Annotated in this window: 16 protein-coding genes and 1 tRNA gene; 5 read left to right on the top strand and 12 right to left on the bottom strand. The window is 38.5% G+C overall.

All coding sequences use genetic code 11. The features are described from left to right. The first annotated feature begins 29 nt into the window (after window positions 1-29). Complete coding sequence (locus tag FTT99_RS01530) at window positions 30-854, top strand: DUF4198 domain-containing protein (protein ID WP_180129341.1); 825 nt, start codon at window positions 30-32, stop codon at window positions 852-854. Between the two features lie 54 nt (window positions 855-908). Here FTT99_RS01530 and FTT99_RS01525 read toward each other — a convergent pair whose 3' ends face one another. Both FTT99_RS01525 and FTT99_RS01520 read right to left on the bottom strand, forming a co-directional pair. Continuing rightward, window positions 909-1,982, bottom strand: a complete 1,074-nt coding sequence (locus FTT99_RS01525) for a hypothetical protein (RefSeq protein ID WP_180129343.1) — start codon at window positions 1,980-1,982, stop codon at window positions 909-911. Between the two features lie 88 nt (window positions 1,983-2,070). Continuing rightward, window positions 2,071-2,146: transfer RNA gene (locus FTT99_RS01520), tRNA-Asn, on the bottom strand. Window positions 2,147-2,397: 251 nt separating this feature from the next. Between FTT99_RS01520 and FTT99_RS01515 the strand changes: the two genes are divergently transcribed. Next, window positions 2,398-2,856, top strand: a complete 459-nt coding sequence (locus FTT99_RS01515) for a hypothetical protein (protein ID WP_180023362.1) — start codon at window positions 2,398-2,400, stop codon at window positions 2,854-2,856. A gap of 50 nt (window positions 2,857-2,906) precedes the next feature. On the opposite strand, the gene FTT99_RS01510 is transcribed toward FTT99_RS01515, so the two are convergent. The 3 genes from FTT99_RS01510 to map form a co-directional block, all read right to left on the bottom strand. Then, window positions 2,907-3,341 carry a PaaI family thioesterase gene (locus tag FTT99_RS01510; RefSeq protein WP_180094997.1) on the bottom strand — a complete coding sequence of 145 codons (435 nt, stop codon included), beginning with the start codon at window positions 3,339-3,341 and terminating at the stop codon, window positions 2,907-2,909. Between the two features lie 315 nt (window positions 3,342-3,656). After that, entirely contained in the window at window positions 3,657-4,883 is a 1,227-nt protein-coding gene (locus FTT99_RS01505) for a pyridoxal phosphate-dependent aminotransferase (protein ID WP_111883988.1), read from the bottom strand. Window positions 4,884-5,151: 268 nt separating this feature from the next. Beyond that, window positions 5,152-5,979 (bottom strand): type I methionyl aminopeptidase, encoded by an 828-nt coding sequence (gene map / locus FTT99_RS01500; protein WP_180003232.1) that lies wholly within the window; start codon window positions 5,977-5,979, stop codon window positions 5,152-5,154. Window positions 5,980-6,186: 207 nt separating this feature from the next. On the opposite strand from map, the gene rpsB reads away from it, so the two are divergent. The 3 genes from rpsB (at window position 6,187) to FTT99_RS01485 (ending at window position 8,635) form a co-directional block, all read left to right on the top strand. Continuing rightward, window positions 6,187-6,933, top strand: coding sequence for a 30S ribosomal protein S2 (rpsB, locus tag FTT99_RS01495; protein ID WP_078190314.1), 747 nt, complete (start codon window positions 6,187-6,189; stop codon window positions 6,931-6,933). Between the two features lie 142 nt (window positions 6,934-7,075). Further along, on the top strand, window positions 7,076-7,951 hold the full coding sequence (gene tsf / locus FTT99_RS01490) for a translation elongation factor Ts (protein ID WP_180066391.1): 876 nt from the start codon (window positions 7,076-7,078) through the stop codon (window positions 7,949-7,951). A 174-nt stretch (window positions 7,952-8,125) separates the two neighbouring features. Further along, window positions 8,126-8,635: a DUF3465 domain-containing protein gene (locus tag FTT99_RS01485; protein ID WP_180129345.1), complete on the top strand. Its 510-nt coding sequence runs from the start codon at window positions 8,126-8,128 to the stop codon at window positions 8,633-8,635. 253 nt (window positions 8,636-8,888) lie between these two features. Here FTT99_RS01485 and FTT99_RS01480 read toward each other — a convergent pair whose 3' ends face one another. From FTT99_RS01480 to FTT99_RS01450, 7 genes are all read right to left on the bottom strand, one after another. Continuing rightward, a complete protein-coding gene (locus tag FTT99_RS01480; protein WP_180095001.1) occupies window positions 8,889-9,344 on the bottom strand; it encodes a DUF962 domain-containing protein in 456 nt (151 codons plus the stop codon). Window positions 9,345-9,497: 153 nt separating this feature from the next. Then, a complete protein-coding gene (locus tag FTT99_RS01475; protein ID WP_180129347.1) occupies window positions 9,498-10,112 on the bottom strand; it encodes a septal ring lytic transglycosylase RlpA family protein in 615 nt (204 codons plus the stop codon). 286 nt (window positions 10,113-10,398) lie between these two features. Then, window positions 10,399-11,400: a lytic murein transglycosylase B gene (gene mltB, locus FTT99_RS01470; RefSeq protein WP_078190309.1), complete on the bottom strand. Its 1,002-nt coding sequence runs from the start codon at window positions 11,398-11,400 to the stop codon at window positions 10,399-10,401. 788 nt (window positions 11,401-12,188) lie between these two features. Continuing rightward, complete coding sequence (locus FTT99_RS01465) at window positions 12,189-12,839, bottom strand: hypothetical protein (RefSeq protein ID WP_180129348.1); 651 nt, start codon at window positions 12,837-12,839, stop codon at window positions 12,189-12,191. 17 nt (window positions 12,840-12,856) lie between these two features. Continuing rightward, window positions 12,857-13,675 (bottom strand): NADPH-dependent 7-cyano-7-deazaguanine reductase QueF, encoded by an 819-nt coding sequence (gene queF / locus FTT99_RS01460; protein ID WP_180129349.1) that lies wholly within the window; start codon window positions 13,673-13,675, stop codon window positions 12,857-12,859. After that, the gene (locus FTT99_RS01455) at window positions 13,675-14,448 is read right to left on the bottom strand and encodes an ABC transporter permease (protein WP_180023368.1); all 774 of its coding nucleotides are present in this window, start codon (window positions 14,446-14,448) and stop codon (window positions 13,675-13,677) included. Before FTT99_RS01455 ends, queF begins: the two co-directional genes overlap by 1 nt. After that, window positions 14,445-15,380, bottom strand: a complete 936-nt coding sequence (locus tag FTT99_RS01450; protein ID WP_180129351.1) for an ABC transporter ATP-binding protein — start codon at window positions 15,378-15,380, stop codon at window positions 14,445-14,447. The genes FTT99_RS01455 and FTT99_RS01450 overlap by 4 nt, the downstream gene beginning before the upstream one ends. Between the last annotated feature and the right edge of the window lie 121 nt (window positions 15,381-15,501).

Below are 15,501 nucleotides of genomic sequence, written 5' to 3'. Positions count from 1 at the left end.
ATCAAACAATTTAAGCTCACTTATTCAATATGAAATTACAATTCACTTTACTCTGTATCGCTTTGTGTGCGGTTGGTCAGGCTGAAGCGCATTATCCTTATGTTGCACCTCTAAACTATCAAACATTTAATAATCATAGTGCCATTCTTTCTGGTTTTTATGACAATCCGTTTGTTTCTGAAATAGCCATTAAAAATTTTAATTTCCATGTACATACACCGTCAGGTGAAAAGCTGCATTTAACGGATGCTGATTGGGCAAAAACTCAAACAGTCAGCAGTTATAGTTTAGAAAATAAGCAGGATGGCACGTATCGTATTCGTGGTGAAAAGCAGGGAAGTACAGCGCGTTTTGCTTATGATCAAAAGCAATGGAAAGCGTTAATCAATGGTGTACGTGATCCTCAAAAAACTGCGAATGCAAATGTCATTTATACAGCCGAGTTGACTAAAAAGTCGCAAATCAAAAGTATTCAAACCCAAGAAATCATTGAAACTTTTGTATCGCGCCGTGTAACGTCTACAAATGTAGTGAATTATTTGCATGATGGTTTTGATGTGCAATTTAGAACCCATCCGAATGCCATTATGCAAAATGAGCCAGTACAACTGAAAGTGCTAGATCAGAAAAAAGCGGTTGCGGGTTTGCAGATTGAAATTTTGCAGCAAACAACGGATTACAGCCGTGAAGGAAAAGTTTATAAAACGCTTAAAACTGATCAAGAAGGAAACTTGAATTTTAGCCTATCAGATCGTGGTCAGTATTTACTGAAAATTGACTATCAACAGCCTTTTGAAATGAAAGGCGATACATTAAAACGATATAAATATACCTTGAGTTTTAATGTGATTTAAGATTATTAAAAGAAAAAAGCTCTGCGATTTGCGGAGCTTTTTTATGAAAATGATTTAGCTATCTTTAGGTTCAAGATAAAACATCGATAAACCTATCAATAAAATTAAACTGGTTTGGGTGAAGAAGTGTTTATTAAAACCACCATAATATTGCTGCGAATAGCCTGCAATTAGTAAATAACCCGTTAAATAAAGCAATCGATAATATCGGCTCTCAAAACAATAACAGACACTTGCAAAACATAAAATCAGGCAACCAATCACCATATAGTGGATATCCCAAATGATGGTGTTGATTACAAATAAAAGTGCTGAAAGTGCGCCGATAGATAAATTACGAAGGCTTTCAAACCCTTGAAAAATATGCATCAAAGCGAATATGAAGAGTGGTAATAGTGCAAGTACATATTTTATTTTCATATTCTTTTGCGTCATGAGCATATAATTCTGCTGTTTCTCAACAATGGGGCTAGTACTGATGCTTAGGCGAAGCCATTGCAGGGTTAAGTGTTCAGGGATGTTGGCTTTAACTAGAAATTTGAGAGTGGCTTGTGGTGGAATAATATAATTTTCTTGGAAATCATGGCCATAAAAGATCCAAGATTTATTGGTCTCCAATGTGCGATATTGCGTATTTTTTTGAGTTGAGATGTTAAAAAGTTGTCCACTTGCATTTAATCCAGCTTTCATACATGGTGTTTCTTTTTCGTTAACAATGCATAACGGAAGTACCGAAATTTCAAGATCTTTTCGTGTTTGTTGCTGACCTGCAAAATCGATATGAACATATAGCTGATCAGAGTGGTTTTGCAGCGTAATCGGTGTGCTTGACCAATATAGTCCTTCTGTCATATCGTTCAATACAGATTCAGATATTTCGGGAATAGTATTGTGATTTTGAATCTGCTGAGGTGGAATCAACCATTGTAGCTTGCTGTCAAGAAGGGTGTTAGATTCACTATTATATAAATTGGGTGGTGTTTTGAAATGTTGCTCAATTTCACTTTCGGGTGTGCAGCTCACCAAATAAATTGCAAATGGGCTGATAATAATTAAAAGAAAAATGAATGCAGTGAGGTAGTGTTTTAAGGCAGTTTTATTTGATTCAGCATCAACTTGAATGAACATTTTTTTTATTTTAATGACAATGACTTATAGATTATATGTAAATCATAGGCATTAAAAAAGCCCATTTAAATAAATGGGCTTTAGAATTTGGCTCTCCAACCTGGGCTCGAACCAGGGACCTGCGGATTAACAGTCCGTCGCTCTACCGACTGAGCTATTGGAGAATCTGAATGCGATTATAAGCAGATTTTGAGGAGGGTCAAGCTAAAAATACCAATATGAGAAGAAATGCGTGATAGATGTTTTTTATTTGAACAAAAAGAAGGATTTTTTAGAAAAAATGAATCTTAGGCTTGCAAAGAAAAAATTCAATTGATAGTCTGAATGCAACAACAGAGCGTTTAAACATATGTTTAAACAGTGTGGATTTAAACCCAACTTGCCAGCACTAAAATGGCTAAACAGGAGAAAGCGAATGAATACGCTGACTATTTCTCAGATTTTTTCAAATTTTTCTTTTTATCAAGAAAACTATCTTTCCATTATTAGTAATCAAGAGCAATATCAAACACCTGTGGAAGGTGCGTACGTTGACGTTTGGCCTTTGGGTCGACGTGACTTGGCATTGGGTGATTTATTACAACTGTGGTTTAGTGAAAAATGGTTGATCAACACGCCATGTCATTTACGTTTTGAACATCAAGATGATGGCCGTCGTGTGCCTTTGCAACGCAAGCAAGATTTGTATTTATACCAATTGGCCGGTAATGCGTTATCAGGCTCAAATCGTTCTAAAGTATGGTCTATTTCAGAACAACGGGAACTTCGTGTTGAGTTAGATAGTGCTTTAAAATATTACTGCTTTCAAAAGGGCAGTAATCGCATTGATCTAAGCGAAGGCCAATTAATTCGCGCCTTACATTCAGCAATTTAAGTTTGAACCATCATCTGCTCGCATTGAATTGCGAGCAGAAAAATAAAATATTAAGGACGTATAATCATGCATGTCGCTGTTGCATGAGCATATATCTTTCCATTGTTATCCATAATTCTGCCTTCTGAAATTGCTAAATTTTTGCTGATATTAATTAAATGGCCTATTGCGGTTAAATCTTGATTTTTAGGGATAGGTCGACACATTTTTATATTGAGATCAATGGTGCCATAGCCTATACCAGCTTCTAATGCCGAGTGTACGACACACCCTGTAACTGTATCTAAGACTGTTGCTGCAAAGCCACCATGCACACCACCAAGGGGATTTAAATGGCGCTGATCGGCTTTTACAACAAACTCTACATTATCTTGCTCAATCTTTTTGGGTTGCATTGGAATAATTTCACTAATGCTTGCAGGTGGAATTTGGCCTTGCATCATTGCCTTTAAAATTTCTAGTCCAGTCATTTCTTTGATGTTCATTGGTATATCTCTGGATAGGTTAGTTTTGTGGTTGTTTTGGGTTCTAAAAAGGAACTTATTTAAATAACATAGCTGAAAACGTAAAAAGAATGCAAACCAAAGATTTGAATATGAAGGTTAGTTTTAGGTTTTATCGTTTGGTTTTTTAATATTTAAGTTGATTTGAAGGAAGTCAAATGGGCTGGATGAGCTTTGTTATTTAGTTTGAACCGCGAAAAAAATTGATCAAAAGCGTGTAGAAGTGAAGCGTATTAATTTATTTTTTTGATGAGTATAAAAAAAACCCGCGATATTCGCGGGTTTTTTAAAAGCAGATTATTTTTCAGCAGCAATTGAAGCAATCGCAGCATCTACGCCTTCGATTGAATCAGCAGCTTTCTTAATACGTGCAAGCGCATCTACAAGTACTTCGTCTGCAGTTGCATAAGAAATACGCATGTAGCCACCAAGACCGAACGCATCGCCAGGAACTACTGCAACACCAGTTTCTTCCAACAACCATGCAGAAAATTCTGTGCAAGATTTTAAACCTTTGGCACGAATTAAAGGACGGATGTTTGCGTATGCATAGAATGCACCGTCAGCAGGAAGGCAAGTAATACCGTTGATGTCGTTCAAGCCTTTCACAACTAGGTCGTGACGGCGTTTGAATGCTTCAATCATTGGCTCAAGAACGTCTTGAGGGCCATTCAATGCAGCTTCAGCAGCAACTTGTGAAATAGAAGTTGGGTTTGAAGTTGATTGAGATTGGATTTTTTTCATCGCACCGATCAGTTTAGCAGGGCCCGCTGCGTAGCCAATACGCCAGCCAGTCATTGCATAAGCTTTAGATACACCGTTAAGAACGATTACACGGTCGTAAAGGTCTGGTGCAACTGTTGCGATGTTGTAGAATTCGTCGTCCCAACGGATTGGTTCGTACATATCATCAGAAGCAACTAAAACTTCTGGGTATTTACGTAGTACGTCAGCTAAAGCAAGCAATTCTTCTTTAGTGTAGATCATACCTGTTGGGTTAGAAGGGCTGTTTAGAACCACTAAACGAGTTTTGTCAGTGATTGCAGCTTCTAATTGAGCAGGCGTAATTTTGAAACGTTGGTCTTCACCACATTTCACGATTACAGGAGTACCTTCAGCAATGATCACCATGTCTGGGTAGCTTACCCAGTAAGGAGCAGGGATAATTACTTCGTCACCTTTGTTTAACAAAGCAAGTGCCAAGTTAAAGAAAGATTGTTTACCACCACAAGAAACCAAGATTTGGTTTGCAGCGTAATCAAGGTTATTGTCGCGTTTTAATTTAGCAATAATTGCTTTTTTAAGACCTGGAGTACCGTCAACAGCTGTATATTTAGTGAAGCCATTGTTGATAGCAGCAATTGCAGCATCTTTGATGTGTTGTGGGGTATCGAAATCCGGTTCACCTGCGCCTAAACCAATTACGTTTTTACCAGCAGCTTTCAATTCAGCAGCTTTGTTAGTAACAGCAAGTGTAGGGGACGGTTTGATGCTATTTACACGATCAGACAGACGTACGTCCACGGCAGTATTCCTTCTTATAGGGATTAAAAAATAAAAAGCACACTATCTTAGCTTAAATGTACAGTAATGGGGAGTGGCAAAATCAACAATGTGCAAAAAAGTGTGATATTCCATCCTAACCTTATAATTAAGAAAATTTACATTGAGTTACTTAAATTTTTAATCAAATTTTATGGAAAAATCTTAAAGTCACGGATAAAAAAAGGCATAAAAAAGGCCACAATATGTGTGACCTTTTTAATTAAATTTTATACTTCAAATACTTTGCTTATTGAACAAAACGCGATAAATCTTCTTCAGGGCGAGCAGTTAGCACTTCTACACCATTTTTTGTTACAAGTAGCGTGTGTTCGTACTGTGCAGACAAGCTATGATCTTTAGTCACGACAGTCCATTTATCGCCAAGAAGTTTGGTTTTCCAGTCGCCACCATTCACCATTGGTTCAATCGTGAATGTCATGCCTTCTTCTAAGATCATGCCTGTATTTGGTTGACCGTAGTGTAAAACTTGTGGTTCGTCATGGAAAACGGTACCAATACCATGACCACAATATTCACGTACAACACCAAAACGTTCTGATTCAACATATTGTTGAATAGCATGGCCGATATCACCCATGGTTGCGCCTGGTTTTACCACCGCCATACCACGGTACATGGCTTCTTGGGCAACTTTGCATAAACGGTTCGCTAAAATAGTGGTTTCACCACCCACGATGTACATCATGTTGGTATCACCATGGTAACCATCTTTGATCACAGTGACATCGATGTTTAAGATGTCACCTTTTTTTAATTTTTTGCTTTCAGATGGAATACCGTGACACACCACATGGTTCACTGAAGTGCAGATCACGTGCTGAAATGCTGGACGACCCGGCGCAGCGCCATAACCTAAACATGCAGGAATAGCTTCTTGTTTATTGACAATATAGTCATGACAAATCGTATCAAGTTCGAGGGTAGTCACACCTGGAACAATATGCGGTTTGATCATATCCAAAACTTCTGCCGCCAGTCGACCCGCGACGCGCATTTTTTCAATTTCGTCAGGCGTTTTAATTAATCGACGTGGAGCTTCGTAAGTACTGTTCATGATCTCTAAAAACTTTTGGAAATTTGTATGTGACTATGGTATAAATAGCCGCCCATTTTATCAAATGCTTTTTCGTGAATATCTTTCACGAGCTTTGTGCGATGGGGCAATAAAATCCGCACATATATCGACACATTTCTCTGGGTGCCTTTTTAGGTGGAGAATGCGGGTATATGGAGGCCTAACCCAAACTTTAAGGTAAAGAAAATGGCAGATTACAACGTAAGCATGCGCGACCTTCTTCAAGCAGGCGCACACTTCGGTCACCAAACACGTTTTTGGAATCCAAAAATGCGCGAATACATCTTCGGCGCGCGCAACAAAATTCACATCATCAACCTTGAGCACACTGTTCCTGCGTTAAATGATGCTTTGAACTTTGCTAACAACTTGGCTAGCAAAAAGAACAAAGTTTTGTTCGTTGGTACAAAACGTGCAGCTTCTGCAATCATCCGTGAACAAGCTCAACGTGCAGGTCAACCATATGTTGATCACCGCTGGTTGGGTGGTATGTTGACTAACTGGAAAACTCTTCGCCAGTCAATCAACCGTCTAAAAGACCTTCAAACTCAATCTACTGACGGTACTTTCGCTAAACTTACTAAACGTGAAGCTTTAGAACGTACTCGTGAGATGGAAAAACTTGAACGCGCTCTTGGCGGCGTTAAAAACATGGGTGGTTTACCTGACGCATTATTCGTAATCGATGTTGATCACGAAGCAATTGCAATTAAAGAAGCTAAAAACCTTGGTATTCCTGTAATCGGTATCGTTGATACAAACTCTAACCCAGACAACGTAGACTACGTTATCCCTGGTAACGACGATGCGATCCGTGCAGTTACTCTTTACGCTTCTGCTATGGCTGATGCGATTCTTGCTGGTAAAGAATATGCTCAATCACAAGCAAATGCACAAGCTAAAGGCGAAGAAGCTCCTGCTTCTGAGGCTTAATGCGTTTGACGTAAGCTTGTCATTTTTGCGACACGTGATGGTGGCAAAGTAAGCGTCATGTATGCAGACGGCCCAAGAGACAGCTCTGGGCCGTTTCTGTTCTAAAAAAGAATTCATTTTCTACCGTATTTAGGAGATTAACATGACTGCAGTTACAGCAAGCATGGTTAAAGAATTGCGCGATCGTACTGGTCTTGCAATGATGGAATGTAAAAAAGCATTAACAGAAGCGGGCGGTGACATCGAATTAGCGATCGACAACCTTCGTAAATCTGGTCAAGCTAAAGCTGCTAAAAAAGCAGGTAACATTGCTGCTGACGGCGCGATCACTATCGCTCAAGAAGGTAATAAAGCAATCCTTTTAGAAGTTAACTGTCAAACTGACTTCGTTGCTAAAGACGAAAACTTTGCTGGTTTCTCTGCTAAAGTTGCTGCTGCTGCGCTTGCTGCTGGTGTAACTGACGTTGCTCAAATTGCTGAATTGAAACTTGAAGATGGTGCTACTGTTGAAGAAGCTCGTATCGCGCTTGTTCAAAAAATCGGTGAAAACATCCAAGTACGTCGTGCTCAAATCGTTGAAGGCGACAACCTTGCAGTTTACAAACACGGTTTAAAAATCGGTGTTGTAGTTGCATATGCTGGTGATGCTGAAACTGGTAAAGGTTTGGCTATGCACATCGCTGCATTTAACCCAGTTGCTGTAAACGAAGCTGGCGTATCTGCTGAACTTATCGCTAAAGAAAAAGAAATTGCTGAAGCGAAAGCAATTGAATCTGGTAAACCAGCAAACATCGTTGAAAAAATGGTAACTGGTTCAGTTCAGAAATACTTGAACGAAGTTGTTCTTGAGAACCAAATGTACGTTATCGACAACGATAAGAAAGTTGCAGAAGTTCTTAAAGCAACTGGTACTACTGTTGCTAACTTCGTACGTTTCGAAGTTGGTGAAGGTATTGAGAAAAAAGCTGAACTTTCTTTCGCTGAAGAAGTTGCTGCTGCTCAAGCTGCTGCAAAATAATCTCTGATTATTTGTAGAAAAAAGCCCTCGTTTTTGAGGGCTTTTTTTATGGCTGTAGCTTTACTGATTTCAAAGCTATTTAAACTTTATATTGTGTGCATTCTTGTGCATAGATTCTATTTTTATCCATATTAATGACTATAATGAGTTGAAAATTTAGATTTAAACTATCTTATGGCAAACAAAACAAATTTAACCATCGGCGGAATTATTGTTGCGCTTACAGCCGCTTATTTCGGAATCGATTTACAACAACAAAAATCTGCACCAGTTCAGACGACAGCGGAACAAAACGCACAGCCACAAATAGAATCAGTACAACCTGTAGATGCTCAACAAAAAGGGCAGAGTGCTGAAGATGTTATTGCGCATGCATTTAAAAATAAACTCAGTAATGTTCAGGTTGAGGGTACAGGTCGAGTGAAAGCGGTACTTCGAGATGATAATGAAGGTAGTCGCCATCAAAAGTTCATTTTGACCTTAAATAATGGTCAAACGCTTTTGGTCGCGCATAATATCGATCTTGCTCCACGAATTGATGATTTGCAAAAAGGCGATACAGTTCAATTTTATGGTGAATATGAATATTCAGATCAGGGGGGTGTGATGCACTGGACACATCACGATCCGAATGGACGTCATCAGGATGGTTGGTTAAAGCATCAAGGTAAAACCTATCAATAAAAATCACGTAGTCATTTTTAACTTTAGTCATTTAAATGATCATGATTCAGATGAAGCTATCAACATAAAATTGGATTAACCATATTGAGTAAAAGCCAGTGTTTAAACACTGGCTTTTTGGTCGTATAAATAGAAAAAATGATTGGAAATACCAGAGATAAATACACCTATAAACAATAGGGTTTTAAGCATCGAATATGAAGAAAACCGATGTGGAAGAAGTGAAAAAGAGATCTATGAAATTAATCGTGCTCTAAATGCTCTTTATTTGCGATTTATGGCGTGTTTTCCAATTACTAAGTACTTTTCCTGCAAATGTATCTAAACACCAAATAGGGCCAATGAGGAGGAATTGGAGATCTTTGAAAAAAGAGGGCTTTTTACCTTCAATTTTATGGCCATAAAATTGACCAATCCATGCGAATATAAAGAGCGCGATATAAAAGCCATATCCAACTGGTAACACCCAAATTAGCCATGCCATGATTAATGTTAACGCGGCCATTGCAACAGCAAGGACAATGTCTAAACGTGCGTAAAAGATAAATGCTAAAGCAAGTAAGACAGCAGTAAGTAGCGCGCTAAAATGCGCCAATATGCCAACGATTGAAAAATAAATCGTGGGTACGCAAATCCAGTGAATCATTTTATTGGTTTTATTTTGATGACTTTCGCTGTATTCATCAAACCATTCGTTGATTGTTTTCATGATAGTCCTTAATCATGGGGAAGGACTCCAATATAAACAAGAATGGAGGAAGGGTCAAAATCAGGATTACTGATGATTTGAAAGGCTAAGAGGCTACAAATAAAAAAACCACGCTAGGCGTGGTCTGTTAAATGCAGTCACTTCATTGGAGAATTAAGAATTTGGACCGTCTACGCGCTCAATGCTCACATTTGCAGTACCCGCACTGGTAATACCTAATTGCTTAGCAGCACCATAAGATAAATCAAGAACACGGTTACCATGGAATGGACCACGGTCATTTACTTTCACCACGACGCTTTTACCATTATTGCGATTCGTAACACGAATAAAGCAATTAAGTGGCAGGCTACGATGTGCTGCTGTAAGTGCGTTCATGTCAAACGTTTCACCGCTTGCTGTTTTACGACCGTGGAATTGACGACCGTACCAAGAAGCAGTACCTGTTTGAGTGAACTTACGAACAGTATTCGATGCAACAGTATTTAACTTTTCAATCACTGAAGGCTCATCTTCAGGAATTTCGATTTTAGCAGCGATTGTTTGACGACGAATTTTATCGCCAGAACGCTCAGTGATTGAAAGGCTACTTAAATTCGTAAAGTTTGAATTGAAGCTTTGAGCTTCTTTATTCAATACACGAGCTGCAAGACGAGAGTTGCCATTATCATGATTGAATGATGATGACTGAACCATCTCAGCTTGTGACTGACTTAGCGCAACTGCCGTGGCAACCGCTAAGGCATATTTAATAATTGATGACTGCATTGTTTATCTCCCAATGGCATATTTACTGGTTCAACTAAGTCGCTGATATCCATGTAAACACGTCTGATATTTCACTTTTGCAACTATATTTAACGAGATGGATAATATTCATGCCATCAATAGGCTGTCTAGTGTTTAATTAAAATACTTTGAAAATGTCTAAAAAATTAACAATAGTTGGTTAAAAAATAATCAATAATGTAACAAGGTGTGTAAAATGTCGAATAAATGCTCATTTTGGTGAAAATATTTGTTGACTTTTTTGCTTTATAAGAAAAAACCAGTCTTATCGACTGGTAACTTCAGTGCCTAAAAGCCATAGTGCAGTCGCATACATACGGCTTTTGTTATAGGTTGTAATGACCTGAAAATTTGGATAAGTGATGTAATAAATTGGTCCATAACTATCTTGCAATTGGATGACATTGACTAAATCGAGATCATCGATTTTTACCAATGGATTCATAGGGGTTACACCTTGAGCCTTGAGTACACCATAGGGTGTTGGCTGGTTTAAATCCTTTGCAATAATAGCATCTGGGTTGTTTCCGCTATAGCGAGCAGCAAAAGCAATCGGTTGATTACGCTGCCAACCATAATTTGCTAGATAATTTGCAATTGAACCAATGGCATCGACAGCCGAATTACGCAGGTCAACATGACCATTGCCATCGTAGTCCACACCAAATTTTGGAATGTTACTTGGCATAAATTGAGGATAACCCACAGCACCTGCATATGAACCGACGACAGAGTTGGTTGGAACACCATCTTTATATGACCAAGCAATCAGTGCAGCAAGTTCATCTTGGAAATATTGCGCACGGCGTTCATAGCCAAAACCAAGGGTCGCCAAAGCATCACGGGTAATAAAATTACCTTTATTGCTGCCGTAGCCTGTTTCAACACCCAAAATGCCTAAAATCACGGATTGAGGCACACCAAATTGTTGTTCTGCACGATTTAAAGTGTCGGCATATTGATTTTTGAAGCGAACGCCGCGTTGAATTGTACTTTCAGCTAAAAAATTGGTTTTATATTGATACCAAGGCTTTGATTCGCCGGGTCGATTCATAATGCTAATAATATTGGGTAGGTTTTTACTACCTTGCATTGCCCAATCAATTTGATTTTCACTCAGACCATAGGTTTGCATTGCATTTTGTTTAAAGCTTGCATATGCCGGATGAGATTGGAAGTCGTTGGCCTGACAAAAACTGGTCAGTGAAAGTGAACCGGCCATAATGGCAATATGTGATAGTTTTTTATAAAAATTTCGATTTAGCATAAATAAAAAATTTCCAGTTGCTTTAGCGATGAGTATGAACAAAATTTCGAGGGGGTAAAGGTCCTGAAAATTGTGATGACCTTCTGGTTTCATAGCTAATTAAAGGTAAAGGTTACCAATAGCAACTAAGATACCACTGACAGTGCATGCTTTCATAAATAGATATACAAAAAAAGACAAAGCAAAGGTTTTTTTCGCAGTTAACATATTGAAAAGTGACATATTCATTTACATAACTTGCAAATATTCACAAATCATTTGAAATAAAGATGACTCTAAAACTCATGCGTCATAAAAACGCAGAACGAATAACCTTTATTGTGTTGCGAAATATTGTTTAGAAGCTACAAATTTTGCAAAGTAAAATCCAAAAACGAAGAGGCTTGATTAGAAAAGTACCGGTCTAAAACACCCATATGCAAGCAGTGGTTTATTCATTACATAGTTTTTTTCGCTAACGCTTCAATGCTGTTGAAAACGTCGCTATATATAGTAGAAATATAGACTGAATGATAAAAAAGAAAGAGATTGAATATTAAAATGGACGCATTGAAATTTAAACCAAAATGACGGCTCACATTAAAATATGATCTATATTCAGGTTCTTCCTGTTCTTTGTAGATTTTTAAAAATTGTGAATATCAATGTACTGTCTTTCTTTTAATAAAAATCTGTTCAATTCTAGAACTGTGTTTGCATGACTATATAGTCATTGTATCGGGATTCGATTTTATGCGTTTAGCCATAAAAAAACCTAGCCAAAGCTAGGTTTTGACGAAAAGCGAGATTTATTTGTTAAACATCGCATCATGTGCTTCTGCAAGGGCACCTAGCTCTTCTTTAGTTAGATTTGGGAAAATCTTATCAATTGCAATATGAATAGCTTTAATTACTGCAGAAGAACCGATATCGGCTGCTTTACGTTTAATCATGCCTAAATCGAGTGTTTTATTAAAGTCATTCATAAAATGACGCACTGCAGCTTCGGCAAACTGTTTATACAGTTCACCAAAAGCAGCTTTATTGATATCTACACCCGATTTAATTTCGGCATAACTGTTCTTAAGGTTAGTGACTAGTCCAGCATCTAAGCTCAGACCTACACGATGAGCGCCGGCTGTGTCCTGAAATAAACTTCGTTCTGAAAATTCAATGGATTGTTTCACCACATCATTCGGAGATTTACCCAATAGCTGCTTTAACAATACAGCGACTGTTGATTTGACATAGCCTGCCAGTTTTTCTGCTGTGTCGCGCTTGTCGCTTGCAGGAAACAGATGAACAGGAGCTAATATAGTTGCACCAATGATTTCTTCATTAATCAGCAAAGCTGTTTTATCACGTAAAGGATAAAGGGGTTCACTCGAATTTTTTTTCGCGTGACCATTTTGGATACTGCTTAGAAGTTCCTCAGAAGGAATAAAACCAAAAAATGGCATCACTAACCTCAATTTTTTTATTGTCGCGCCAATCGAATGGGGCGAGGCATCCATGTTAAATCCGATACACGACAAGGGTTGATATCCAATCCACCACGGCGTGTATAGGCAGCATATACCATCAGCTCACTTGGTTTTAAATGTTGCCAAATATCGGCAAACATTTGCTCCACACATTGTTCGTGGAAACCATTATGCTGACGGTAAGAAATAATATAAGCCAGAATACTACGATAACAAGGCTTAGTACCTTTATACCGTATAAATACCGTTCCCCAATCAGGTTGACCCGTGACTGGACAGTTACTTCTTAATAAATGTGAATAAAGTTGAATTTCAACTTCTTCTTGCGCTGCATCTTCATCTAAAGCGAGTAAAGCTGCATTTGGATGATTTTCTAACTGGGTGGGTTCTAACTCATCAATACAGATGCCTTGCGGTTTTGAAATTTCAACTTCATCAACATGAAATAGATCAATAGTCACAGCGGCATTGGCTGCAGCAGATAAGTCTTTTTCAACGGTTGCTTTAAACGCTGCCTGAGAATCAAATTTGGTAAAGTTCATACTATTAAAGTAGAGCTTTAAAGATTTCGATTCGATGAGGTTGTCTGAACTTGCAGGCAAAGTTAAACGGCCAATAGCGACTTGAGGCACACCAGAAGCATTTAACCAAGAAATTTCAAAAACATGCCACCAGTCTTTACCTTGGCGTATGCCTTCCACATGGGCATATTGTTCACGTGCAGTGGCACGTGCAATCGGAAACAGAATATCGGGTTGATATTCTGTTGGGTAGTTGGTGTCTTTACCTAAAAGGGATTGTTCTACACTCATTATTCACGCATTCCTGAACCACGAGAAAGTAAATGATACGCCACGCCATAAAGTACAACGCAACATGCAGTAATAACTGTCAGTGAAATGCCGACATTCACATCGCTATGGCCCAAAATACCGTAGCGGAAAGCATTGACCATATACACGACAGGGTTGATTAAAGAGAGATTTTGCCAAAAAGGACTCAGTGATGAGATGGCATAGAAAACACCGCCTAAATAAGTCAGCGGAGTCAGGACGAAAGTCGGGATAATCGAAATGTCGTCAAAAGATTTTGCATAAACAGCATTAATAAATCCGCCAAGAGAAAACAGCAGCGAAGTAATGAGAACTGTATATATAGTTACGAAGATATTGGTCAGGTGTAATTCAGTAAAAAATAGGCTCATCACAGTGACAATAAAACCGACTAAAACACCACGGCAAACACCACCGATCACATAACCCCAAAGCACCATGTGTAACGGCACTGGACTCATGATTAATTCTTCGATGCTTTTTTGAAATTTTGCACTAAAGAAACTGGATGACACATTGGCATAGCTGTTGGTAATGACCGCCATCATAATTAAGCCGGGCACGATGAACTGCATATAGCTAAAACCACCCATTTGCCCAATGCGTGAACCGACTAAATTACCGAAAATCACAAAGTACAAACTCATGGTGATTGCCGGTGGGAGAAGGGTTTGCGGCCAAATACGCATGAAACGGCGAATTTCTTTATACACTAAGGTGTAGAGGGCAATACACAGTTGGTTAAAATTCATTGTGCTGCACCTTCAAGATTTTTTTCGACCATACGGACAAATAGTTCTTCTAGTCGGTTAGATTTATTACGCATACTTCGAACTTGAATACCTTGAGATTCCATGAGTTGGAATAAATCATTCAAGGTATGGCCTTTATCCATAGTGACTTCTAAGGTGACAGGATCTACTAAGTTGAAACGAACACCAATAATTTCAATATGGATCGGTTCAATGGGTTCGGCTAAATCGAAAATAAAGGTTTCTTCATTCAGCTGACTAAGGAAACCTTTCATGCTGGTGTCTTCTTTAATCACACCACGGTCAATAATTGCGATTCGACGGCACAACATTTCTGCTTCTTCTAAATAGTGTGTCGTTAAAATAATAGACGTACCTTTTTCGTTCATTTCTGTGAGGAAATCCCACATCGAACGGCGTAGCTCAATATCAACACCAGCAGTCGGTTCATCTAAAATCAGCAGTTTAGGTTCATGCATCATGGCACGAGCGATCATTAAACGGCGTTTCATACCACCTGATAGCATACGTGCTTGGGTACTACGTTTTTCCCAAAGACCAAGTTTTTCTAAATATTCCTCGGCACGTTTTTCTGCAATCTTTTTGGGAATGCCGTAATAGCCAGCTTGAGTCACTAAAATATCAAATGTTTTTTCAAATTGACCAAAGTTAAATTCTTGAGGGACAACGCCCAAACACTGCTTTGCATGCGAGGGATGGGTATCTAAATTATGGCCAAAGATTTCAACAGAACCTGAAGTTTTACGGGTAAGTGAACTGATAATACTAATCGTGGTAGATTTTCCTGCACCATTGGGACCTAACAGTGCATAAAATTCACCTTCGGGTACTGTTAAATCAATACCTTTAAGCGCCTGAAACCCGTTTTTATAGGTTTTTGACAGCTGCTTTAACGTTAGTGCATCAGTCATAAATAATTCACTCTATAAATAGTGTGAGTATTGTGCGATATCGGGGCAAATAAACCAAGTAAATCGTATGGAATTCTGCATTTTAAAAATAGAACGTTGTATAAAGCTTAAGCAGAAAAAA

It is taken from the genome of Acinetobacter sp. YH12040, from assembly GCF_013420005.1.
Classification (GTDB): domain Bacteria; phylum Pseudomonadota; class Gammaproteobacteria; order Pseudomonadales; family Moraxellaceae; genus Acinetobacter; species Acinetobacter amyesii.
The sequence above is the reverse complement of the archived record's forward strand: the minus strand, read 5'-3'. Positions and strand labels throughout refer to the sequence as shown.

Coding starts and splice junctions, on each gene's coding strand:
- rpsB (WP_078190314.1), top strand. CDS start 6,187: ATGGCAGATTACAACGTAAGCATGCGCGACCTTCTTCAAGCAGGCGCA.
- mltB (WP_078190309.1), bottom strand. CDS start 11,400: ATGCTAAATCGAAATTTTTATAAAAAACTATCACATATTGCCATTATG.
- FTT99_RS01530 (WP_180129341.1), top strand. CDS start 30: ATGAAATTACAATTCACTTTACTCTGTATCGCTTTGTGTGCGGTTGGT.
- tsf (WP_180066391.1), top strand. CDS start 7,076: ATGACTGCAGTTACAGCAAGCATGGTTAAAGAATTGCGCGATCGTACT.
- map (WP_180003232.1), bottom strand. CDS start 5,979: ATGAACAGTACTTACGAAGCTCCACGTCGATTAATTAAAACGCCTGAC.
- FTT99_RS01475 (WP_180129347.1), bottom strand. CDS start 10,112: ATGCAGTCATCAATTATTAAATATGCCTTAGCGGTTGCCACGGCAGTT.
- FTT99_RS01515 (WP_180023362.1), top strand. CDS start 2,398: ATGAATACGCTGACTATTTCTCAGATTTTTTCAAATTTTTCTTTTTAT.
- FTT99_RS01510 (WP_180094997.1), bottom strand. CDS start 3,341: ATGAACATCAAAGAAATGACTGGACTAGAAATTTTAAAGGCAATGATG.
- FTT99_RS01465 (WP_180129348.1), bottom strand. CDS start 12,839: ATGCCATTTTTTGGTTTTATTCCTTCTGAGGAACTTCTAAGCAGTATC.
- queF (WP_180129349.1), bottom strand. CDS start 13,675: ATGAGTGTAGAACAATCCCTTTTAGGTAAAGACACCAACTACCCAACA.
- FTT99_RS01480 (WP_180095001.1), bottom strand. CDS start 9,344: ATGAAAACAATCAACGAATGGTTTGATGAATACAGCGAAAGTCATCAA.
- FTT99_RS01525 (WP_180129343.1), bottom strand. CDS start 1,982: ATGTTCATTCAAGTTGATGCTGAATCAAATAAAACTGCCTTAAAACAC.
- FTT99_RS01485 (WP_180129345.1), top strand. CDS start 8,126: ATGGCAAACAAAACAAATTTAACCATCGGCGGAATTATTGTTGCGCTT.
- FTT99_RS01455 (WP_180023368.1), bottom strand. CDS start 14,448: ATGAATTTTAACCAACTGTGTATTGCCCTCTACACCTTAGTGTATAAA.
- FTT99_RS01450 (WP_180129351.1), bottom strand. CDS start 15,380: ATGACTGATGCACTAACGTTAAAGCAGCTGTCAAAAACCTATAAAAAC.